Origin of the sequence: Flavobacterium sp. 1, assembly GCF_002797935.1 — a bacterium.
In the GTDB taxonomy this organism is placed as follows: Bacteria; Bacteroidota; Bacteroidia; order Flavobacteriales; family Flavobacteriaceae; genus Flavobacterium.
Genome location: NZ_PGER01000001.1, coordinates 5,217,292 through 5,240,888, shown reverse-complemented (window position 1 = coordinate 5,240,888; position 23,597 = coordinate 5,217,292). Strand labels below are relative to the sequence as shown.

The following is a 23,597-nucleotide window of genomic DNA, read 5'->3' as shown; positions in this document are numbered from 1 at the left end:
GCTAAAAACAAATAACCTATACCATTCAGCGAACGATATAGGTTATTTTTTTTATAGTAATCAGTAAATAGTCCTCAGTAGTAATTAGCTTTTCACTAATTTCTAATTACTTAAAATAATCATTCTTCTATCTGCAAAGGCAAATTTTCGATTCGCAAAGCTCCAGAAGATAATAAATGCTGATTGTCAATTTGATGAGACAACGAAGCCTGTTGGCGAATGTAAGCCATTTTTATCGCTGCTATAGCCGCTTCAGTTCCTTTGTTTCCATGAATACCGCCGCTTCTGTCAATAGACTGCTGCATAGTATCATCTGTCAATACACAGAAAATAACCGGAATATCCGTTTGAACGTTCAAATCCTTAATTCCCTGTGTTACTCCTTCGCATACAAAATCAAAATGTTTTGTTTGCCCTTGAATCACGCAGCCTATAGCGATTACAGCATCAACCTTTTGGGTCTGCAACATCTTTTTAGAACCATAAATCAGCTCAAAACTCCCAGGAACATTCCAACGGATAATGTGATGGGCAGGCACTTCGTTCTCTAATAAAGCAGTAATTGCTCCACTATAAAGCCCTTCGGTTATGTTATCATTCCATTCTGAAACAACAATCCCAAAGCGAAAGTCTTTCGCGTTTGGGACTGTGTTTTTATCGTAATCCGATAAATTTTTATTTTCGGTAGCCATTTAATTTTAAAATTTAGAATTTAGATATTAAAGATAGAGTTTTGAAATCAAAAATCATTAATCTCAAATCAACAATCTTAAATCTTTCTATTATTGTGCTAGACCTATTAAACCATCCACTGTAGCAGCTTCAGGAGAATTTTCGTAATTTTCTTTAATATCTGTAAAATATTTCAAAGCATCTTCTTTGTTTCCTAATGCCAAAGCAACTTTACCAGCTTTCATCAAGAAACGCGGAGTAGTGAAATCATTTTTGTTCGATTCAGCTGCTTTAATATAATTTTCCAAAGCTTCTTTTGGCTGATTCTTTTGAGAATAAGCATCCCCAATAGCTCCTTTTGCCAAAGCGCTCAACATAACATCAGTTGAACTAAATTTACCTAAATAAGTAATCGCATCATCATATTTACCTGTATTCAAGTAAGCGATACCAGCATAATAGTTAGCTAAATTTCCTGCAGCAGTACCAGAATATTCATCTGCGATTTTTACAAATCCAAATTTACCTTCAGAACCATTCAATGCCAATTTGTACAATGAATCACTTGCCACTCCATTAGTAGCTTGTTCAAAGTTAGATTGCGCAACAAACATTTCGTTAGCAGCATCTTCTTCTTTTGGATTAGAAATAAATTTTTGATAAGCAAAATATCCAACAGTCACCAATGTAATAGCACCAACAACCCCAATTATAATTTTTTGATTCTTAGCAACCCAGTCTTCTGTTTTAGAAGCTGTTTCGTCTAATTTCGAAAAAACCTCAGCCGTAGCACTGTCTTTTTCGTCAATCATTACATTTTCAACTGCATCGTCTTTAACTTCCTTTTCTTTTGGTGCTTTATATCCTCTTTTACTGTAAGTAGCCATTTAAAATTTAATTTAGTGAACGGCAAAAATAAAATTTTTATTCTAATGCACGTAAAAAAAAACGATTTTATATTAAAATTTAGAAGAATATTTTTAATTCCTTATTTTCACTGCAAAAACACTCCCTAATATCCGAATAATCAGGGCGTGCCCCCGTTGAGCAAAGGGGCTTACTTATAGCATCGCTTATACGCCCCTTTACACAACGCAGTCGGGCTATCCATGCTACTTCGGTAGCTTATTTCTATCCCTCACGCGAGCGAACGGACGTGGTAAAAAAAACGAAAACACAATTTCCATCCTTTATATCGATATTTTTCAATAATTTGCACCCTCTTAGAAACCGTCCAAAAAAAGGCTTCAAAGTCAACAATTCCAGCAAGAACTTCAGATGTATTTAAAAAAAATATCGTTATTCAATTACAAAAACTTTTCCGAAGCCAATTTCGAATTTGACAGCAAAATCAATTGTTTTGTAGGCAAAAACGGCATCGGAAAAACCAATGTATTGGATGCCATCTATCATTTGTCGTATGGAAAAAGTTATTTCAATCCTTTGGCAGTTCAAAACATCAAACACGGCGAAGAGTTTTTTGTAATTGACGCCGAATTTGAAAAAAACGAAAGAACCGAACAAATTGTCTGCAGTCTCAAAAAAGGCCAAAAAAAAATACTGAAACGCAACGGAAAAGCCTATGATAAATTCTCGGACCACATCGGATTTATTCCGTTGGTTATTATTTCGCCAGCCGACAGAGATTTAATCGTCGAAGGAAGCGAAACCCGAAGAAAATTTATGGACAGCGTGATATCCCAATTGGATCCACACTATCTGCAACAGCTCATTCATTATCAAAAAGTAATGAGCCAGCGGAATGCTTTATTAAAGTATTTTGCGCTGAATCATACCTATGACAATGATACCTTATCTATATATAATGAGCAGTTAACCGAATTTGGTCAATCCATATTCGAAAAAAGAAAAACCTTCATCGCCGAGTTCATTCCTATTTTTAACTTCCATCATCACAACATAACAGGTTCTCAGGAATCAGTCCAGTTGATTTATGAAAGCCATTTATTCGAAAATGATTTACTGATGCTCTTACAGCAAAGCATCAACAAAGACCGAATGTTGCAATACACCAGCGTGGGCATTCATAAAGATGATCTTTCTTTTGAAATCGACAATCATCTCATCAAAAAATTTGGTTCCCAAGGACAGCAAAAATCATTTTTGATAGCATTGAAACTGGCACAATTTGAATTCCTAAAAAAACAAAGCGGCGTAAAACCCATTCTGCTTTTTGATGATATCTTCGATAAATTAGACGAAAACCGCGTATCCAAAATCATCGAAATGGTCAACAACGACACCTTTGGACAGCTTTTCATATCAGACACGCATCCCGAACGCACGGAAACAATCGTAAAATCGACACTACAGAGCTATACGCTTTTTAATTTGTAACCCTTTTATGAAACTCAGTTTGAATATAAAATGAAACACATAGACACATAGATTTGTAAACTGAATATGAATAGAAAATAGCACTATTTTCCACATAGATTGACTATGTGACAAGTAGAACATCTATCAAACTCTTTTCAAACAATATAAATCCTATGTTTCTATGTGTTTAAAAAATATCACCCTACGAGTTTTGTAACTTTTATTTAAGAGTCTCCAAAGATTCCAAAAAGCAAAAAAAACGTATTTTTACACAAATTATAATACATATTCCTAGATGAAAATTAAACACCTATATTTATTCGTTATCTCCTTTATTATATTCTCCTGCAATGGTCAAACATCACCAGCCATTAAAACCATTGACGTTAACTCCTATTCAGAGAAAATAAAAGCGACTCCAAATGCCCAAATTCTAGATGTTCGCACACCAGAGGAATATGCAACGGGACATATCGAAAACTCCGATAATGTGAATTGGCTGAGCGACAGTTTTATTTTAAAAACAGACAAATACGACAAAACAAAACCCGTTTTTGTGTATTGCAAAAGTGGCGGAAGAAGTGCCAAAGCATCCGAGAAATTAGCTGAATTGGGATTTACAACCGTTTACAATCTTGACGGCGGAATGCTCAAATGGGAAGCCGCAGGATTAGCAAAACCAGATACAAAAATAATCGGTGTTTGCCCTCAGGAATACGCCGAATTATTAAAATCCGACAAGAAAGTACTGGTTAGTTTTTATGCGCCTTGGTGTACTCCCTGCAAAAAAATGGAGCCTTATATCCTAAAAATGCAAAAAGAAATGGCTGATAAAGTAGTCATCATCCGATTGAATGCCGATGAAAATAAAACCATTATGCAGGAATTGAAAATCAGTGAACTTCCTACTTTAGTATTATATGAAAATAAAGCCATCAAATGGCAAAAATCAGGTTTTATTAGCGAAGAAGATTTAAAAACCCAATTACAATAATCCGTCTATGCTCTCAAAAGATACATTACAATTCCTCGAAGATTTAAAAGCCAATAACAATCGTGATTGGTTTCTTGAAAACAAAAAACGCTACGAAACCGTAAAGAAAGACTACCATCAATTGGTCGCTTCGTTTCTTGACGCGCTTAAACCGCTTGATCCTTCATTAGAAATGTTAGAAGTCAAAAACTGTGTTTTTAGAATCAATCGTGATGTTCGTTTTTCCAAAGACAAATCACCCTACAAAACGAATTTGGGAATTTGGATTTCTGGAGGTTCCAAACACACCGAAGCTCCAGGATATTACATTCATATAGAAAATGGGAAATGCTTTGTTGGAGGTGGAATATATTGCCCACAACCAGACCAGCTTCAAAAAATTAGAAAAGAAATTCACTTTTTCTATGATGATTTACAAGAAATTCTAAACGATAAAACATTTCAATCTATTTATCAAAATTTGAATAGAGACGAAAATTCGACTTTGAAAAATCCTCCAAAAGGCTACGACAAAGAAGATCCAGCCATTGAATTCCTAAAATTAAAAAGCTTTACGGCCACTCAGCCTTTCGATACCAAATTAGTTACCCAAAAAGATTTCGTATCAATAATGGCAAAAAAAATGTTGGCATTAAAACCATTCAATAATTTCATAGACAGGGCTTTATATTCGGAATAAATCAAAGCCAAACACTACTTATTAATTACAATTCTTTATGACCATTTTGCATCATTTTTCTTTAAAAAACTACAATACTTTTGGCATCGAAGCCAAAGCCGAACAATTTGTTGCCGTTCACAGCGTGTCTGAATTGAAAAGCATCTTAGAACAAAACAAAAACCAAAAGAAATTCGTTCTTGGCGGAGGAAGCAATATGCTTTTGACAAAAAACATCGAAGCTTTGGTAATTCATATTGATTTAAAAGGAAAAAAAATCATCAAAGATAATGCCGATTTTGTTTGGATTGAAAGTCAGGCTGGTGAAAACTGGCATCAATTTGTACTTTGGGCAATAGACCAAAACTTTGGCGGACTCGAAAACATGTCGCTAATTCCTGGCAATGTTGGTACAACGCCAGTACAAAACATTGGCGCTTATGGTACCGAAATCAAAGATACTTTTGTTTCCTGCGAGGCAATAAATATTGAAACTCAGGAAATCAGAATCTTCAACAAAGAAGAGTGTAATTTTGGATACCGAGAAAGCATTTTCAAAAATGAGGTGAAAGACCAATACATTATAACCTCTGTTGTTTTCAAACTAACAAAACAAAACCATAAAATAAATACTTCGTACGGAGACATCACTGCCGAATTAGCAAAAAACAACATCACAACTCCCAGTTTAAAAGACGTGAGCAATGCCGTAATTACCATCCGCAAAAGCAAATTGCCAGATCCTGCTGAATTAGGGAACAGCGGTAGTTTTTTCAAAAACCCAATTCTTTTAAAATCCGATTTTGAGCCAATCCACCAAAAATTCCCTGAAATGAGATTCTTTGACATTTCGGAAACGGAGGTCAAAATTCCCGCAGGTTGGCTGATTGAACAATCCGGTTTGAAAGGAAAACGTTTTGGCGATGCCGGAATTCATAAAAATCAAGCACTCGTTCTCGTAAATTACGGAAATGCAACAGGACAAGAAATTTTGAATGTTTCCAAAACTGTTCAGAATACTGTTTTCAATACGTTTGGGATTCACATTGAAGCGGAAGTAAATATAATCTAGATTCAAAATAATTCAATTAGACAAAATGCTGGCAATAAAAATTTCAAATCCAAATGAGCCTAGCGCTTATTCTATAATAGAAGAATTATCGCAAAATCTTTATGAAAGATTTGGAAGTGACGGTAAAAACTCATTTACAGATTGGGAATACAACAATCCTAAATTTGTATTTGTAATAGCAGAATTAGATGCTGAAATTGTGGGATGCGGAGCAATTAGACCGCTTTCTGAAAAAAGAGGAGAAGTAAAACGAATGTTTGCCAAATATCCAAGAAAAAATATTGGACAATCCATTTTATCTTTTTTAGAAACAAAAGCAAAAGAGTTCGGTTTTGAAGAATTGGTTTTGGAAACACGAGTAAAAAATAAAGAAGCTTGTTCGTTTTATATGAATTCAAACTATATAAAAATACCAAACTATGGTAAATATATTGATCGTCTAGACGCAGTTTGTTTTCAAAAAACACTTTAAAACCATAAAAATGTACATTCCAGATTTATATAAAAACAAAGATAAAGAAGCCATCAGAACCTTTCTAAAAGCAAATGCTTTTGGCATTCTCATCAACCAAACCAATGGAAAATTATGGGCAACGCATATTCCATTGGAATTAGAAATCAATAAAGACGGAGAAGAAATCTTGATGGGGCATATTTCAAAAGAGAATCCACAATGGACCGCATTTGAATCGGATGACCAAGTACTGGCAGTATTTACAGGACCGCACGCTTATATATCTTCGTCTTGGTATGATCACGAGAATGTTCCCACTTGGAATTATTCGGCAGTTCATATTTACGGAAAAATAAAAATCGTAGAAGGAGATGCGGTAATTGATTCGTTAACCAAACTCGTAGACAAATACGAACAAAACTCTAAATGTCCCATTCGTGTAGCTGATTTATCAAAAAAAACAATGATGCAGACCCGCGGAATTGTGGCTTTTGAAATTAAAGTTGAAGAGATACAAGCCAAAAATAAAATGTCACAAAACCGAGATAACAAAAATTATGCAAACATTATTTCTGAATTAGAAAAAACAGAAAACCCTCAGTCTATGGCTGTAGCGAAAGAAATGGCTAATTCCAGAAAGTAATTACTGATTTTACATTGATAATTGACAATTGCTAATTACATTTGCAATCGTTTTTAAAAGCCAGAAAATACAATGATACTAACCTTTACTTTATACTTTTTTATTGCAATAATTGTCATTCAACTTTTTTATTATCTGATTGTTTTTGGGAAGTTTTCTTTTGCAAAAGCACAGGAAATTAGCCCTAAAAACATTCCTGTTTCTGTAATTGTCTGTGCCAAAAATGAAGAAGACAATGTTATCAAATATATTCCTCTATTGGCCGAACAAAATTATCCCGACTTCGAAATCGTTTTGATTGACGATGCTTCGAGCGATACTACTTTGGATATATTTGAAGAGTTTGAAAAAACGTATCCGAACATAAAATTAGTTAAAGTAAAAAACAACGAAGCTTTTTGGGGAAACAAAAAATACGCTTTAACATTAGGAATCAAAGCTGCTCAGAAAGAGCATTTATTGTTTACTGATGCAGACTGCTACCCAACTTCCAAAGATTGGATCACTGCGATGAGCTCCCAGTTCACAAAACAAAGAACCATTGTTTTGGGCTATGGCGGCTACGAGAAAATAGCCAATTCCTTTTTGAATAAAATAATCCGATATGAAACTCTGCTTACGGCTGTTCAATATTTTTCGTGGGCAAAAATAGGCAAGCCTTATATGGGAGTTGGACGTAATCTAGCCTACAAAAAAGAAGAATTTTTCAATGTAAACGGCTTTATCGACCATATCCAAATCCGTTCTGGCGATGATGATTTATTTATCAATCAGGCCGCAGATTCAGACAACACAACTATCAGCTATACACCTGAAAGTTTTACATACTCGGCACCAAAAACCTCTTTCAAAGATTGGTTTATCCAAAAAAGAAGGCATGTTGCCACTGCCAGCCACTACAAAACATTCGACAAAATACAACTGGGATTTTTCTTTAGCTCACAGTTATTGTTCCTATTAACACCAATTGTATTATTGGTTTTTCAATTTCAATGGATATTGGTTTTAAGCCTTATTGGATTTCGTTATTTAGTTTCATGGATTGTTATAGGGTTTGCAGCTGGAAAATTAAAAGAAAAAGATGTAATGTATTGGTATCCTATTATCGAAATTATACTTATATTCACACAAATAAATGTCTTTGTGGCTAACATTTTTTCAAAACCTGCGCATTGGAAATAAAAAAACAAATAGAAAAAGCTAAAAAAGGAAACCAGACCGCCTTTACTTTTCTATTGAACCATTATTGGAATGAGGTGTATGGTTTTATGCTGAAACGCACTGAAAACGAAACCACTGCCGAAGACATTACCATTGAAACTTTCTCTAAAGCTTTTGATAAAATAGCTACTTATAATTCTGAATTTCAATTCAATACTTGGCTGATATCTATCGCCAAAAATGTGCATATCGATTTAATCCGCAAAAAAAAATCAAGTCTGTTTATTGAAATTACAGACGAACAAGACCAAACTGCCTATAATGTTGCCGACACTACTCCATCGGCAGAAGATGTATTAATTACCGAGCAAAATCTTTCTCAATTACTGCAGTTCATCAAAGAACTGAAACCGCATTATCAAGAAGTGATTCAGTTGCGTTATTTTCAGGAAATGAGCTATCAGGAAATCGCTAACAAAATTGACGAGCCATTGAGCAATGTAAAAATAAAATTGCTTCGTGCCAAAAAACTGCTTTCTGAAATTATACAGAATAGAAGATAATTGCATCAAAAAATATTTTACTGAATAACGTCCAAAAAAACACATTACTCCCTCACATTAGAGTCATAAAACTCAATTACATTAACAGAATTAATTTGTTAAATAATTATAGTTATACTTAATAAATATTCTTATATTTACTCACAACAACATCTATTTAACAATTTTATTAAAAAATAATCACATTCACACATACTAAAATTCCTGTTATTTGCGTTAGAAACTAAAACTCCTTTTAGCTTATGATTTAATCTCTACTTTAACCATTAAATCCAATAAATTATGTCTAAACTAAACCTCTACGAAACAAGCTGGACTGACATCGTATTCGAAAACAGAAACAAAGAATACGGTGCGTATCATTTACGCCAAGAAAACGCTAAGACATCCTTATTTGCCCTCTTTATAGGAGCATCGCTTTTGACTGCTGCAGTAAGCATCCCGATGGTTTATAACTATCTGAATCCCGATCATGGCACTATAATTTCATGTCCAATAGCTGAGGCAGATCCACTTGTAGTTTCAAATTTCGATGCTTATGTGCCGCCAAAAACAGAAGAAGAAGCACCAATGCCCAAAGTTACCCAACCAATTACTGAGAATATTAATATCCCACAGCAACTAACAAATCCCATAATTACTCATCCTACAGAAGCAACTACCGAACCCATTGCCACCAATGACGCACTCAAAAACATCACAGATAATAGTACTGCAAGTACAGGCGGAACTGGTGTAGGCACAGGAACCTCAACAGGAACAGGCACTGGAGTTGACACCCCTAGTGTACCTACCAACACTGTTATGAATAGTGCTGTATTAGACAAAAAACCTGAATTTCCAGGAGGAATCAACAAATTTTATACTTATGTTGGTAATAATTTTGAGAAACCAGAACTGGACAGTGAAATGGCAATTCGTGTGAGTGTTTCTTTTGTTATTGAAAAAGATGGAAGCATGACAGACATCAGAGTTATAAAAGATCCTGGTTACGGATTAGGAGCAGAAGCCATCCGTGTTTTAAAATCATTAAAAACCAAATGGAGTCCAGGAATTCTTGACGGCAAAGCAGTTCGAACCTCTTATAATTTACCGATTACAATTCAAACAAATTAGATTTTAACTAACATAAAAGAGAAAGCTGAATTACAATAATTCAGCTTTCTCTTTTTAATTCTAAACACTTTTCAAGATTTATTATTTCTTTTTAGCAGTTTTCTTTTTAGTGACAGCTGCAGTTTTCTTTGGAAGAGTATTAACAATTGGCTTTTGCACATACGCTTTATACAAACCATCATTCTCAGCTCTCGCTTTGGCATTATCTGCTCTTAATTGAGAATCAGGATGAGAACTCATCATTTGATCTATAAAAGAACTTTGAGCACCTTCGCTCATTTTTGCCAATATTCTAAATGCAGATTCCTCAGCATTTACATCATACCCGTTTTTTTTCATAAAATCATAAGCAAACAAATCGGCTTCCGATTCCTGTTTACGGCTGTATTTACTGTCAATCATAGCACTTCCTATTTTAGCCAATTGGCTATCGGTAACTGCTGCAACTTTAACAGATTGGGAAGCAGCAGCATCAATCAAAGCTTCTTTTTGATACAAAGCTTTCATGGCATCTCTGGAATCATGATTATGAACATGACCAATTTCGTGACCAATAACAGCAATTAGCTGATTATCATCCATTACATCCATCAAACCGGAAAACACACGCACACTTCCATCTGCAGTAGCAAAAGCATTGATGTCTTTAGTTAAATATACTTTGTAATTCAGCGTGTAAAATTCACCTTGAGTATGTTTTCCAAAAACTCTGGCCAAACGAATAGCATAAGGATCTGTTGGTGCTGCTACTTTATTTTCGGCATCCATTTTATCAACCGCTGGTTTGGACAAAGCCGCTGCATCGGCATCAGTAAAAGTGAATCCTGTAATTCCTTTTTGAACAGCACCTAATGCTTTTTCTCCAAAATTAATTTGCGCTTGTGCTGTAGAAACTCCAAGTAAAACAGCTAATGCTCCTAGTAATAATGATTTTGTGTTCATCTCTTATTTTTATTTATTTTAAGAATACAAATATACTATAAGTTTAAAAACAACTGAAAGCCGTTTTATTCAAATCTGTAAAATTTTAATGCCTTTTAATACCTAAATTCATTTAATGCCAAAACATTTTTTATTCAAAAAACTTAAAACAGAGTCGGTATCCCAACAAGTTTTATCAAATTTCACAAATATGGAACTCGAATTCTAAAACTACATTGCTTATCTTTGCAGTCTGAAAATTGAAATATGGAAACTGTTTTAAATAATACAATGCCTGTTGGAATCCGAGGCGAAGCTGAACAAGGCATAACTAAACCCAAATGGCTAAAAGTAAAACTCCCAATAGGACAAAAATATACCGAACTTAGAGGCCTTGTCGATAAATATAGTCTGAATACTATTTGTACATCAGGAAGCTGCCCAAATATGGGAGAATGCTGGGGTGAAGGAACCGCAACTTTTATGATTCTGGGAAATGTATGTACTCGTTCCTGTGGTTTTTGTGGCGTAAAAACCGGAAGACCCGAAACTGTAGATTGGGATGAACCTGAAAAAGTAGCCCGCTCTATCAAAATAATGAATATCAAACACGCTGTAATTACAAGTGTTGACAGAGATGATTTGAAAGACGGCGGTTCTATTATATGGATTGAAACTGTAAAAGCCATCCGCAGAATGAACCCGAATACTACTCTTGAAACATTGATTCCAGATTTTCAAGGCATTGAAAGAAACATCGACCGTATCGTAGAGGCGAATCCAGAAGTAGTATCGCACAACGTTGAAACTGTCCGCCGATTAACACGTGAAGTGCGCATACAGGCAAAATATGACCGAAGCTTAGAAGTTTTGAGATACCTGAAAGAAAAAGGCATCAACAGAACCAAGTCTGGAATTATGCTGGGTCTTGGCGAACAGGAAGAAGAAGTTTTTCAAACCATGCGGGATTTAAAAGCTGCCAATGTTGACATAGTTACTATTGGACAATATTTACAGCCAAGTAAAAAACACCTTCCTGTAAAAGAATTCATAACTCCTGAACAATTCAAGCGATATGAAAAATACGGTTTGGAATTAGGTTTCCGCCATGTAGAAAGTGGTCCATTAGTACGGTCATCATACAAAGCCCAAAAGCATATTTTATAAAAAAGCATAATCGTTTAATTGCTCCACTGACTAAACGATTAAACGGTCAAACAAATCAACGAAGAATTGAAAACAAGAATCGCTATTAATGGATTTGGAAGAATTGGAAGAAATTTATTCCGCCTTCTTTTAAACCATCCAACTATTGAAGTAGTTGCCATCAACGACATTGCCGATAAAAAAACCATGGCTCATTTGGTAAAATACGACAGTATTCATGGTGTTTTGCCTTTTGCGGTAAACCACGATGAAAAAGGAATTGAAGTTGACGGAAAACATTTTTTATTTTTCCACGAAAAAAACATCTCAAACTTAGACTGGAAAAGTATAGACATCGATTTTGTTATAGAATCTACTGGAAAATATAAAACTTTTGATGAAATAAATGCTCATGTTTTGGCTGGAGCCAAAAGAGTAATCCTCTCTGCTCCATCTGAGGTTGACACAATAAAAACTGTAGTATTAGGTGTTAACGAATCAATTCTTGACGGAACCGAAACGATTATATCCAATGCCAGCTGCACGACCAACAATGCGGCACCTATGATTAAAGTTATTGAGGAATTATGCGGTATCGAACAAGCTTATATCACAACTATCCATTCCTTTACGACAGATCAAAGTTTGCATGATCAGCCTCACAAAGATTTACGAAGAGCCAGAGGAGCAAGCCAGTCTATTGTTCCTACAACAACTGGTGCTGCAAAAGCCTTAACCAAAATTTTCAAATCACTAGACGGCAAAATGGGCGGATGCGGTATTCGTGTCCCTGTACCCGATGGATCTTTGACTGATATCACATTCAATGTAAAACAAACAGTTACCATAGAAGAGATAAATAATGCTTTCAAACAAGCCTCAAAAACCAATTTAAAAGGTATTTTAGAATATACTGAAGATCCAATTGTGTCAGTAGATGTAATTGGCAACAAAAATTCATGTATATTTGATTCGCAGCTTACTTCAGTAATTGATAAGATGGTAAAAGTTGTAGGCTGGTATGATAATGAAATTGGTTATTCTTCCCGGATCATTGATTTAATTTCATTATTGAACTCGAATAAAAGTGTAAATTTAGCAAAAAAACATAAGTAATGGCCTACGAGTTACTATCAAAAGATAAAGAATATCCATAAATAGCAACCCATGAAATACTTCTTAATATTGTTTTTTTTCTTACAAACCCAACTGTATCCGCAAAAAAAAGCGCCTATAGACAGTGTTGCCTATTATTCAAAGTTGGTAGCTGATAATGAAAAAGAAAATAATTATAAAGACGTTTTATTATACACCCAAAAGTCAATCAATTATTGCAGAAAAAACAATAAGATTGAGGCTCAAGCCAATCAGACTTTCAAATTAGGCAAAATCTATTTCGATCTAAAGCTTCAAAATGATGCCATAGAAGTTTTCAGCAAAAGCATTGCGATATTGAACAGTATTTCTGAAAAACCTACTAAAGAAAAAGCTACTGCTTATTATTATCTTGGACTTACTTATATAGAAAAAAAGAAATACATTCTTGCTGAAGCGAGCATCCTTAAAGCTGAAGAAATTCAAAAAAAATTAGGCATTAAAGAATACACTGATCAAATCAATCTTCAAAAAGGAATACTTTCAAAATACAAGAACAATAATTCCTTAGCATCATCCATCTTTAGCTCTATCATTGCTAAACCCCAAAACAATACTCTAGCAAAAACGGAAGCATTATATCAAACAGGAACAATTGAAGCTCAAAAAAAGAGATATAATCTGGCTTTAAATTATTTCAATAGAGCACTAGAATTAAATAAAAAAACTGGAGACCTGAACCAGCAGTCAAATATTTTATTAGCTATAAGCACAACTCATGATAAAATGTTAGATAAGACCGCTGCCTATACTTATTTAAAAAAATATTTGAATTTAAAAGAAAGCATTACTCTGGAAAATGACGAAAAACTCGGCATTAACGATTATGAATCATTCAAAGAGTCTCAACGAATTGAAGAGAAATTACAGAAAGAGAAAGAAAAAAAGGAGAAAGAAAAAAATGACAAATTCTCCAGACTTGTAAGCATATTAGCCATTGCGATAATTTCTATCCTCTCCCTATTGAGTTTATCACTGTACAAAAATAATATTATACGCAATCAGACCAATTCATTATTAAAAGAAAAAAACAATGAATTAATTGTCGCCAAAAACAAAGCTGAAGAAGCTTCAAAAGCCAGATCTGAATTTTTATCAACAGTGAGTCACGAGCTTCGGACACCGTTAAACGCTATTAACGGAATAACACATTTATTGTTAGAAGAAAACCCAAAAAAAACCCAAATGCACTACCTAAAGTCATTGCAGTTTTCGGGCAGTTATTTAACTAATTTTATTAATGACATTTTAGAAATCAATAAAATAGATTCCAATAAATTAGAAATTGAATACATCAGCTTTAATCTCAAACAATTATTAATAGATATCCAAAACTCTCTTAAGGAAATTGCGACCATAAATAACAACAAATTTATTCTTAAAATAGACTCAAATATTCCTGAAAATTTAATAGGCGATCCAACAAAATTATCTCAAATTTTCATGAACTTAATCAATAACGCCTTAAAATTTACAAACAATGGTACGGTTAGTGTTATTGCCCGTTTAAGAAATTACACAAACGAAAATGCAACTATTTATTTTCAAATAATTGATACTGGTATTGGAATTCCTGAAGACAAATTAAAAACAGTCTTCAAAAGCTTTTCTCAAGGATCGGTCGAAATCAACAGAAAATTCGGAGGCACAGGACTAGGGCTAACTATTGTAAAAAAACTCGTCCGAATTTTGGGTGGCCGTATACTTTTGAAGAGTACTGTTGGCAAAGGCTCAACATTTTCATTTGAATTGAATTTTAAAACAGATCCAAAACCTGTTCAAATCAAATCGGAAATTAAAAATTACGATCCCGAAATATTCAAAAATAAAAAAATATTATTAGTTGAAGACAACAAAATCAACCAAATGATTACCCAAAAAATGCTTTCGAGAAAACAAATGGAATGCACCATTTTGGATAATGGTGAAGAGGCTATCCAAGTATTAAAAAACAGCACTTACGATTTAGTTTTAATGGATGTCCATTTATTGGGAATAAACGGTACTATTGCAACACAGCAAATTAGAGAGTTTGACACCACAACTCCTATTATTGCACTAACTGCCATTTCATTAAATGAAAACAGAGAAATGTTAATCTCATTTGGCATGACCGATGTCATTACAAAACCTTTTATTCCAGAAGATTTTTATACTACCATTGCACAGAACTTCAAAAATTTAACCCCTCACAATTAACTCCTTAACAAGCTTTCGCAAATTAGGTTCAGCGCCTTTGGCGGCCTGTAAAACCTCATCATGTGAAATGGTCACTATACTTTCCTCATCACCCATATCTGTAATAATAGAAACTCCAAAGGTTTCCAGTTCCATGTGACGGGCTACAATAACCTCTGGAACTGTTGACATTCCTACACAATCAGCTCCTAGAATTTTGACCATTTTATATTCGGCTAAGGTTTCAAAAGTTGGCCCCTGCAAACCTAAATAAATACCGTCATGAATTTCTATATTGAATTCTTGTGCAATGGCTTTGGCTTTGGCAATCATTTCAACCGAATAAGGCTGGCTCATATTTACAAACCTTGGACCAAAACGCTCATCATTTTTCCCTCTAAGAGGATGCTCTGGCATAAAATTAATATGATCTTTAATTATCACAATAGAACCCACTTTGTAATTTGAATTCACACCCCCCGAAGCATTCGAGACGATTAACTTTTCAACGCCTAAATATTTCATCACACGAACTGGAAAAGTAACTTCTTTCATGGAATATCCTTCATAAAAATGAAAGCGTCCCTGCATAGCGACTACTTTTTTAGTCCCGATAGTTCCAAAAACCAATGCGCCCTTATGTCCTTGAACCGTCGAAACAGGAAAATTAGGAATTTCATCATAAGGCAACACATGCTCTATTGTAATTTCCTCCGTAAATCCTCCCAAACCTGAGCCTAAAATCACACCATACTCAGGACTAAAATTAATTCTCCCTTTAATGTAACTAACTGTTTCTTGTACTTTGTCCCACATAATTCAAAATATATTTATCAAAACTATCTCCATCAGAAAAGAATGAACTTTTTATGGGCAAATAATAAAGCTGTCTGCTTAAAATACTCCCCTTCAATCGAACAAAATCTTTTTCTGTTGTTACGATAATTCTGCCGTTTGCTTTTTTCTTAATTTCCTGTAATTCGCTTTCGCTAAAATGGTGATGATCCGGGTAAGTCAAACATTCATCATTTTCCTGCTTCAAATGGGCAAAAAACGATTCAGGCTTTGCAATACCTGCCAAAAGCAATTTATCCATTGCTTTAACTTCGTCTGCTTTCAGCGTTTTTTTATCCGAATAAACCACTTCATCATACTCTATAAAGGTAAAGAACAAACTTTGATTTGGAGAAAGATTCAGCTCTTTTTTAATAGCATTTTGAGCTTCCAAGGATAGATTCGGCGGGCATTTTGTAATAATAACAATATTAGCTCTTTGCACTCCGCTTCTGCTCTCCCGCAAATTCCCCATGGGCAGTATAAAATCATTACAGTACAAATCTCCGTAGGAAGTAAGCATAATGTACAAGCCTGCCTTTACTTTTCGATGTTGAAAAGCGTCATCCAATAAAATAACATCCGGTTTAATTGAGCCAGAGAGTAATTGTTCGATACCATTCTTTCGATTGGCATCTACCGCAACCTGAATGTTTTTGAATTTTTGATAAAACTGAAAAGGTTCGTCCCCCAATTCTAATGCATCCGAATTCTCATTGGCCAAAACAAATCCTTCTGATTGTCTTTTATAACCTCTGCTCAAAGTTGCTACCTTATATTGATTAGAAAGCAACCGAATTAAACATTCTATTTGCGGTGTTTTCCCAGTCCCGCCTACACTAAGATTTCCCACAGCAATAACAGGCAGATTAAAAGAATAAGATTTTAAAACCCCTCTGTCAAAGAGAAAATTCCGAATGCCCGTAATAAAGCCATATAAAACAGCAAAAGGGAACAATATTTTTCGAAGTAAATTCATTTTACGAAAGTAAAGCATTTTATGATAATAGCGAAAGCAATTACAAATGTAAAAATGTTTTTTAACCAATTTATATTCAGACAAATCTCCAAAACAAGATCCTTTTATCGTATTATTTTTTAACAAAAAAAGGGTACTAGAATTATGATAACGATAAATTAACATATCGTTTTTTATCGTTTTCTGAAATCTGTTTATCAAACATGAAATTCTCTTCAAAACCCTTTAAACACCTCATTTTTAATTCTATTTTTGTTATAAAACCATATTATTTAAATGATTTCAAATAAAAAAATAACATAATTAATACTATTAAACACAGCCAAAAACCCAAATTTGTTTAACCTGCAATTATCACATTATGAAAAAAAACTACTTTATTGTTTTAATCTTATTAATGTTTACCGGAACCATTGAAGCGCAAAAAGAAAAAATAAAAGAAGCCGAAAAAGAGTTGGACAGCGGTAATATGCAGAATGCAATCTCTATCCTAAAAAGCATTGAATATCAAGTTTACAATTCTAAAGATGAAGAAAAGGCTCAATATTATTTCATTCAGGGAAGTTCATTTTTAGGGCTAGCTGATAAAAAAACTGACGAGGGTAAAAACTTAGTTCTAGCAGCAAAATCGTACAGAGAAACCATCAAAATTGAATCAGAATCAGGTAAAAGAAAATACTCAGGTCAGATACTGAGCTCTTTTAAAAATATTAAAGAAAAATTAATAAAAATAGCTGATGACAATTCTAAAGAGAACAAACATATTGACAGTGCTAACGAACGTTATGAAGCTTATTTAACCGATACAAAAGACACACTTAATTTATACAATTCAGCGGCTGCATTTGTAAATGGAAAAGATTATGCTGCCGCTCTTAAACATTATGAAACACTCAAAGCCATTAACTTTTCAGGAATTGGCACCAATTATTTAGCAACAAATCGAATAACAAAAACTGAAGAAAATTTTTCAACAGAAAATGATCGGGATTTGTCTATTCAAGCCGGTACTCATGAAAAGCCTAGAACAGAAAAAAGAATATCCAAAAGAGGCGAGATCTATAAAAATATAGCTTTGCTTTATATACAAAAAGGAGACCAGGAAAAAGCCAAAAAAGTAATTTCGGATGCGAGAATAAAAAATCCAGAAGACATTTATTTGGCATTGGCAGAAGCTGATCTGTATTTAGAAAACAAAGACTACGCATCGTATAAAAAAGCAATAGAACCCATTTTGAAAAAGAATCAGAATGATGCCGATTTAGTTTATAATTTGGGCGTTCTTAGCGCTAAAGCCAAAAACACTGCCGATGCCGAAAATTTTTATCTGAAAGCAGTAACACTTAATCCTAAATATACCAATGCTTATATAAATCTGTCCTTTTTAAAACTAGAAGAAGCAGAAACTATAAATGAAGACATGAATAAGCTAGGTACATCTCCAGCAGAAATGAAAAAGTACGATGATTTAAAAATAAAAAGGGATAATGTCTATAAAAAGACGATTCCTTATCTCCAAAAAGCTATTGAAATGAATCCCGAAAACGAAGATATTTCTAAAAGCCTTTTGAGTGTTTACAATGCTTTGGAGATGACTGCTGAATATAAAGAATTAAAAGCAAAACTATATTAATTCATAATTCTCAAATACTTTACATTTTGTCATCTTTCAATTCTTGCCTGCCTATTTAGGATTTAAGAATGCTCTCCCGTTTATTAATCCGAGGCAAAAAATTAACACCATTAAACACTAATAAAAAAGCCATACAAAATGGCTAATGGAATCGTAATTTTTCACAGTAAATTCTTTTTACGAAAGTATAATATTTTATCTTTGGACGGAAATTATTAAAAACTGACTATATTGTAACTTTACAAATTAATTTCAAATAATTTACGTTATTAATTTTTAAAATACAGATAACAAATACCCAGAAAAAGATTAAAAATGAGTACGATAAAAGAAATTCTTTCTGTTCTTGAAGAAATGGCTCCATTGGCTTATGCCGAAGATTTTGACAATGTAGGATTAATAATTGGAGACGAAAACGCTACAGCAACAGGCATTTTAGTCTGTCACGATGCTTTAGAAAATGTTATTGACGAAGCCATTGCAAAAAAATGCAATTTGGTTGTTTGCTTCCATCCTATTTTATTTGCTGCAATAAAAAAAATAACTGGTAAAAATTATGTAGAGCGTGCCCTGCTCAAAGCTATAAAAAATGACATAGCCATATATGCCGTTCACACTGCACTGGACAATCATCCAGAAGGAGTAAACAAAATATTTTGTGACACTTTAGGGCTCATAAACACCAGAATTTTAATCCCAAAACAAAATAACATCCGGAAATTAGTTACATACACCATCCGGGACAATGCTGAAAAAGTTAGAGAAGCTTTATTTGAAGCTGGCGCGGGAAGCATCGGAAATTATGACAAATGCAGTTTCAACTCCGAGGGAACTTTTACGTATCAAGGCAACGAAAAAAGTGAGCCTACCATTGGTGAAAAAGGTGTACTGTCACGAGGTACAGAAACCAAAATCGAAGTGGTCTATGCAAAACACTTAGAAGCTGGAATCATAAAAGCGCTTCGTGAAAATCATATCTACGAAGAGGTGGCTACCGAAATCTACGATATGAAAAATACCTTTAATCATATTGGTTTGGGAATGATCGGCGAATTGGAAGAAGAAATGGATGAAAAAGATTTTCTTGTTTATGCCAAAGACAAAATGCAAGCCAACGGAATCCGTCACTCCGCTTTTACAGGAAAAAAAATAAAAAAAGTGGCAGTTTTGGGCGGATCGGGAAGTTTTGCCATAAAAAATGCAATACAGGCTGGTGCCGATGTTTTTTTGACAGCCGATTTAAAATATCATCAATATTATGAAGCCGAAAATCAGCTTTTATTAGCCGATATTGGACATTTTGAAAGTGAACGCTATACAAAAGAGTATATTGTTGATTATCTTAGAAAAAAAATCCTTAATTTTGCAATCATTTTATCGGAAGAAAATACAAATCCAGTTAAGTACTTATAGAATATGGCGAATACGAAAGAATTAAGTGTTGAGGACAAGTTAAGAGCAATATATGATTTACAGCTTATTGACTCTAGAATTGACGAAATCAGAAACGTGAGAGGTGAACTGCCTTTAGAAGTAGAAGATTTAGAAGATGAAGTTGCAGGTTTAAGCACTCGTTCAGAGAAATTGAAAAGCGAACTTGAGGTAATCGAGAACCTTATCAAACAAAAAATAAATGCAATTGACGAGCACAAAGAAGCTGTCAAAAAATACACTAAACAACAAGAAAGCGTTCGTAATAACCGCGAATTCAATTCTTTGACCAAAGAAGTTGAGTTTCAAGAATTAGAAATTCAATTGGCTGAAAAGCAAATTAAAGAAATGAAAGCTTCTATTGAACACAAAAAAGAAGTAATTGCTTCTTCAAAAGAAAAATTAGATTCTAAATCATCTCATTTAAAACATAAAAAATCAGAATTGGATGCTATCATGTCCGAAACTCAAAAAGAAGAAATCTTCTTAAGCGAGAAATCAGCTGAATTTGAAGCATTAATTGAAGAGCGTTTATTGGTAGCTTACAAAAGAATCAGAAGCAGTGTCCGTAACGGATTAGCTGTTGTTTCTATCGAAAGAGGAGCATCTGCAGGATCATTCTTCACCATTCCGCCACAAACACAAGTAGAAATTGCTGCCAGAAAGAAAATCTTAATTGATGAACACTCCGGAAGAATTTTAGTCGACAGTGTTTTAGCTGAAGAAGAAAGAGAGAAAATGCAACAATTGTTTTCTAAGTTCTAAAAAAACAACTAAGCCTCGAAATTCGAGGCTTTTTTTATAACACCTTATTTTGAGCCTAAAAAAAAGTATCCGATTTCTAACTGTCAAGGCTGTTGGTCAATACATCAACCTACTCCATTTAGTGCATCCCAAAAAAGCATTACACCTGTCCTATGCTCTTTTTACCAACCCCAGAATAGGCAAAATTTCAGAAGACAAGCTTCCAGAAATCCTACAGAATACCATCAAAGAAACATTTCAGCACGACGAACACCATTTTCAAACCTATACTTGGGAAGGAAATGACACCAAAATCCTTTTGGTTCACGGCTGGGAAAGCAATTCGTCCCGCTGGGAGAAAACCCTGCCTTATCTGCAAAAATCAGGAAGTACCATCATCGCCATAGACGCTCCCGCTCACGGACAAAGCAGCGGTAAGGAATTCAACGTTCCCCGTTATGCAGAGTACATCAACAAAGCTGTCAAAAAATACAACCCCAGCATTATCATCGGTCACTCTATTGGAGGTGCTGCCTGTGTCTATCATCAGTATTTACATCCCGAAACGAGTATCCAAAAAATGGTAATTCTCGGCGCACCCTCCGATTTAAAAACGCTCATCGACAATTACATCCAAATATTGAGCCTCAATCGCAAAATGTTTACTCTTTTAGAAAAACGCTATTTAGAAAATTTCAATCTCAAACTAGAGGATTTCTCAGGTGGCGCATTTGCCAAACATATCCATATCGAAGGAATCATCGCCCACGACACCTCCGACACTGTAGTCGCATTTGAAGAAGGTCAAAAAATCGCAAGCGGTTGGAAAAAAGGAAAATTCATCACCACCAACGATTTAGGCCATTCCATGCACGACGATAAATTATACCAAGAAATATACCGTTTTTTATTTGAAGTAAAAGAATAGTCTTCTTTGTAAACATGGGTTCCCGCTATCCGTTACAATCTTATAAGCCGAACCCCGGCTCATAAGGATTTTCACTGCTATCGGGGCTAAAAGGGTTTTATTTTTTTAGTTTCAGGAAATATCCGCAACTTTTCTAGTAATCCAAAAATCTAAGAAGTCTAAAAAAAGACTATTTTTGCATTATGGAAGAAAATCTAAAACGCCTCAATAAATTCATTGGAGAAACAGGCTATTGCTCCCGTCGCGAGGCTGATAAAATTATCGAAGAAGGCCGAGTAACCATTAATGGAATTGTACCGGAACTTGGAACAAAAGTTTCACCAGATGACGAAGTGCGCATAGACGGAAAACTAATTCGGGAGAAAAACGAAAAACCCGTATATCTAGCTTTCTACAAACCCGTAGGAATAGAATGCACCACCAATCTTGAAGTACGCAACAACATTGTAGATTACATCAATTATCCCAAACGTATTTTCCCTATCGGACGTTTGGACAAAGCCAGCGAAGGATTGATTTTTATGACTAATGACGGTGATATTGTAAACAAAATTCTGCGCGCCAGAAACAATCACGAAAAAGAATATACCGTAACGGTAAACAAACCCATAACAGATCGTTTTATAGAACGAATGGGGAATGGTGTGCCAATTCTTGACACTGTTACCCGAAAATGTAAAGTAGAGCAAATCAGCAAATACATTTTCAAAATCATTCTGACACAGGGGCTGAATCGTCAAATCCGCAGAATGTGCGAATATTTAGGCTACGAAGTTACCGCCTTGAAACGCATCCGAATTATCAATATTTCACTTGATGTTCCAGTAGGACGCTACCGTGATTTAACCGATGCAGAAATAAAAGAACTCAACCAATTGATTGAACCTTCCAGTAAAACCGAGGAAGCCAGTCTGCCAAAAACAGAAGCTCCAAAACGAAGAACCGAATTCATCAAAAGAGACGATCCCCGATTTAAAAAAAGAGGGGATTATTAAATACAAAAATAGCCGTCTCAAAAAGAATGAAACGGCTATTTCTTTACATCAAAACCATCTTCTTCTTTTAAATAAAAAAACACCAAACATAGAAAGCAAAACTGAAACAAGTATAATAATCGGCATGCCGTAATTATTGTTTTCTAAATTATTTGGCACATTCATTCCATACAAACTGGCAATTACCGTAGGAATCATCAAAATAATGGAAATGGAAGTCATTTGTTTCATAATCGCATTCAAATTATTAGAAATAACCGAGGCGTAAGCATCCATCATTCCTGTTAAAATGTCGCTATAAATATTAGTTGTTTCTTGCGCTTGACGCAACTCAATCTCTACATCTTCTAACAATTCAGGATCATAAGAGTCTCTTTGAGATTTGACATTCTTGATTCGATGCAGTAATATATCATTGCCTTTCAACGAAGTCATAAAAAAGACCAAACATTTTTCTATTTGCAGCAAAGCTTGTAATTCTTCATTTTTGATGGATTCTTCCAAATTATCTTCGGCCAATTTTATCTTTTGATTAACCTGTTTCAAATATTTCAAATACCAAACACTTGATGACAAGAGCAGCTTTAAAACCAAATCAAAATTGTCTTTGATGTCTTTATTTTTTCGCTGGGTGTAGATTACAAAATCCGTCAACATTTCCGTTTTATGAAAACTAATGGTAACACAGATTTCTTCCTTAAAAATAACACCAACAGGAATTGTGTTAAAAGGCAGTTTCACATTATCTGTACTTACTGGGATTCTAATAATAATCAAAGTCCAGCCGTTCTCAACTTCTATACGGGGTCTTTCATCAATATCTTCAATATCATTGTAAAACTCCTCGGGAATTTTTAGTTCTTCCAGAAGATATTTTTTTTCATCTTCTGTTGGACATTCAACATTTATCCAGCAGTTTGAGACCCACTCTTTAGACTCGATTAATCCGTTATTATTTTTGTAAAAAGCCTTCATTTCAA

General features: G+C 34.3%; 23 protein-coding genes. 17 read left to right on the top strand and 6 right to left on the bottom strand.

The annotated features are described in order from the left end of the window. Window positions 1-119 precede the first annotated feature (119 nt). Both ribH and CLU83_RS21535 read right to left on the bottom strand, forming a co-directional pair. Complete coding sequence (gene ribH / locus CLU83_RS21540) at window positions 120-692, bottom strand: 6,7-dimethyl-8-ribityllumazine synthase (RefSeq protein WP_100433484.1); 573 nt, start codon at window positions 690-692, stop codon at window positions 120-122. 90 nt (window positions 693-782) lie between these two features. Next, a complete protein-coding gene (locus CLU83_RS21535) occupies window positions 783-1,559 on the bottom strand; it encodes a tetratricopeptide repeat protein (protein WP_100433483.1) in 777 nt (258 codons plus the stop codon). Window positions 1,560-1,950: 391 nt separating this feature from the next. On the opposite strand from CLU83_RS21535, the gene CLU83_RS21530 reads away from it, so the two are divergent. The 9 genes from CLU83_RS21530 (at window position 1,951) to CLU83_RS21490 (ending at window position 9,673) form a co-directional block, all read left to right on the top strand. Further along, window positions 1,951-3,030, top strand: a complete 1,080-nt coding sequence (locus CLU83_RS21530) for a DNA replication/repair protein RecF (protein WP_100433482.1) — start codon at window positions 1,951-1,953, stop codon at window positions 3,028-3,030. A gap of 277 nt (window positions 3,031-3,307) precedes the next feature. Further along, window positions 3,308-4,006: a thioredoxin domain-containing protein gene (locus CLU83_RS21525; RefSeq protein WP_100433481.1), complete on the top strand. Its 699-nt coding sequence runs from the start codon at window positions 3,308-3,310 to the stop codon at window positions 4,004-4,006. 7 nt (window positions 4,007-4,013) lie between these two features. Beyond that, complete coding sequence (locus CLU83_RS21520; RefSeq protein WP_100433480.1) at window positions 4,014-4,685, top strand: DUF2461 domain-containing protein; 672 nt, start codon at window positions 4,014-4,016, stop codon at window positions 4,683-4,685. Window positions 4,686-4,722: 37 nt separating this feature from the next. Next, window positions 4,723-5,736 (top strand): UDP-N-acetylmuramate dehydrogenase, encoded by a 1,014-nt coding sequence (murB, locus tag CLU83_RS21515; RefSeq protein ID WP_100433479.1) that lies wholly within the window; start codon window positions 4,723-4,725, stop codon window positions 5,734-5,736. A gap of 25 nt (window positions 5,737-5,761) precedes the next feature. Then, complete coding sequence (locus CLU83_RS21510; RefSeq protein WP_100433478.1) at window positions 5,762-6,208, top strand: GNAT family N-acetyltransferase; 447 nt, start codon at window positions 5,762-5,764, stop codon at window positions 6,206-6,208. A 10-nt stretch (window positions 6,209-6,218) separates the two neighbouring features. Then, a complete protein-coding gene (locus CLU83_RS21505; RefSeq protein WP_100433477.1) occupies window positions 6,219-6,833 on the top strand; it encodes an FMN-binding negative transcriptional regulator in 615 nt (204 codons plus the stop codon). A 72-nt stretch (window positions 6,834-6,905) separates the two neighbouring features. After that, window positions 6,906-8,015: a glycosyltransferase gene (locus tag CLU83_RS21500; RefSeq protein ID WP_100433476.1), complete on the top strand. Its 1,110-nt coding sequence runs from the start codon at window positions 6,906-6,908 to the stop codon at window positions 8,013-8,015. Then, window positions 8,006-8,557, top strand: coding sequence for an RNA polymerase sigma factor (locus tag CLU83_RS21495; RefSeq protein WP_100433475.1), 552 nt, complete (start codon window positions 8,006-8,008; stop codon window positions 8,555-8,557). The genes CLU83_RS21500 and CLU83_RS21495 overlap by 10 nt, the downstream gene beginning before the upstream one ends. A gap of 282 nt (window positions 8,558-8,839) precedes the next feature. After that, window positions 8,840-9,673 carry an energy transducer TonB gene (locus tag CLU83_RS21490; protein ID WP_100433474.1) on the top strand — a complete coding sequence of 278 codons (834 nt, stop codon included), beginning with the start codon at window positions 8,840-8,842 and terminating at the stop codon, window positions 9,671-9,673. A gap of 81 nt (window positions 9,674-9,754) precedes the next feature. On the opposite strand, the gene CLU83_RS21485 is transcribed toward CLU83_RS21490, so the two are convergent. Continuing rightward, window positions 9,755-10,615, bottom strand: coding sequence for a M48 family metalloprotease (locus CLU83_RS21485; protein ID WP_100433473.1), 861 nt, complete (start codon window positions 10,613-10,615; stop codon window positions 9,755-9,757). A gap of 246 nt (window positions 10,616-10,861) precedes the next feature. Between CLU83_RS21485 and lipA the strand changes: the two genes are divergently transcribed. The 3 genes from lipA (at window position 10,862) to CLU83_RS21470 (ending at window position 15,094) form a co-directional block, all read left to right on the top strand. Continuing rightward, complete coding sequence (gene lipA / locus CLU83_RS21480) at window positions 10,862-11,761, top strand: lipoyl synthase (protein WP_100433472.1); 900 nt, start codon at window positions 10,862-10,864, stop codon at window positions 11,759-11,761. A 66-nt stretch (window positions 11,762-11,827) separates the two neighbouring features. Further along, entirely contained in the window at window positions 11,828-12,856 is a 1,029-nt protein-coding gene (gene gap, locus CLU83_RS21475; RefSeq protein WP_100433471.1) for a type I glyceraldehyde-3-phosphate dehydrogenase, read from the top strand. Window positions 12,857-12,907: 51 nt separating this feature from the next. Continuing rightward, window positions 12,908-15,094 (top strand): ATP-binding protein, encoded by a 2,187-nt coding sequence (locus tag CLU83_RS21470; RefSeq protein WP_100433470.1) that lies wholly within the window; start codon window positions 12,908-12,910, stop codon window positions 15,092-15,094. Here CLU83_RS21470 and CLU83_RS21465 read toward each other — a convergent pair. Both CLU83_RS21465 and lpxK read right to left on the bottom strand, forming a co-directional pair. Next, window positions 15,077-15,889: a purine-nucleoside phosphorylase gene (locus tag CLU83_RS21465; protein WP_100433469.1), complete on the bottom strand. Its 813-nt coding sequence runs from the start codon at window positions 15,887-15,889 to the stop codon at window positions 15,077-15,079. The genes CLU83_RS21470 and CLU83_RS21465 overlap by 18 nt on opposite strands. After that, window positions 15,861-16,886 (bottom strand): tetraacyldisaccharide 4'-kinase, encoded by a 1,026-nt coding sequence (gene lpxK / locus CLU83_RS21460; RefSeq protein WP_100433825.1) that lies wholly within the window; start codon window positions 16,884-16,886, stop codon window positions 15,861-15,863. Before lpxK ends, CLU83_RS21465 begins: the two co-directional genes overlap by 29 nt. Before the next feature lie 361 nt (window positions 16,887-17,247). Here lpxK and CLU83_RS21455 point away from each other — a divergent pair, with 361 nt between their 5' ends. From CLU83_RS21455 to rluF, 5 genes are all read left to right on the top strand, one after another. Further along, window positions 17,248-18,519: a tetratricopeptide repeat protein gene (locus CLU83_RS21455; RefSeq protein WP_100433468.1), complete on the top strand. Its 1,272-nt coding sequence runs from the start codon at window positions 17,248-17,250 to the stop codon at window positions 18,517-18,519. A 315-nt stretch (window positions 18,520-18,834) separates the two neighbouring features. Further along, window positions 18,835-19,932 (top strand): Nif3-like dinuclear metal center hexameric protein, encoded by a 1,098-nt coding sequence (locus CLU83_RS21450; protein WP_100433467.1) that lies wholly within the window; start codon window positions 18,835-18,837, stop codon window positions 19,930-19,932. A gap of 3 nt (window positions 19,933-19,935) precedes the next feature. Then, entirely contained in the window at window positions 19,936-20,715 is a 780-nt protein-coding gene (locus CLU83_RS21445) for a zinc ribbon domain-containing protein (RefSeq protein ID WP_100433466.1), read from the top strand. 49 nt (window positions 20,716-20,764) lie between these two features. Continuing rightward, window positions 20,765-21,622, top strand: a complete 858-nt coding sequence (locus CLU83_RS21440) for an alpha/beta fold hydrolase (RefSeq protein WP_100433465.1) — start codon at window positions 20,765-20,767, stop codon at window positions 21,620-21,622. 182 nt (window positions 21,623-21,804) lie between these two features. Further along, complete coding sequence (rluF, locus tag CLU83_RS21435) at window positions 21,805-22,617, top strand: 23S rRNA pseudouridine(2604) synthase RluF (protein WP_100433464.1); 813 nt, start codon at window positions 21,805-21,807, stop codon at window positions 22,615-22,617. Window positions 22,618-22,665: 48 nt separating this feature from the next. On the opposite strand, the gene CLU83_RS21430 is transcribed toward rluF, so the two are convergent. Continuing rightward, complete coding sequence (locus tag CLU83_RS21430; RefSeq protein WP_100433463.1) at window positions 22,666-23,592, bottom strand: magnesium transporter CorA family protein; 927 nt, start codon at window positions 23,590-23,592, stop codon at window positions 22,666-22,668. Window positions 23,593-23,597 lie beyond the last annotated feature (5 nt).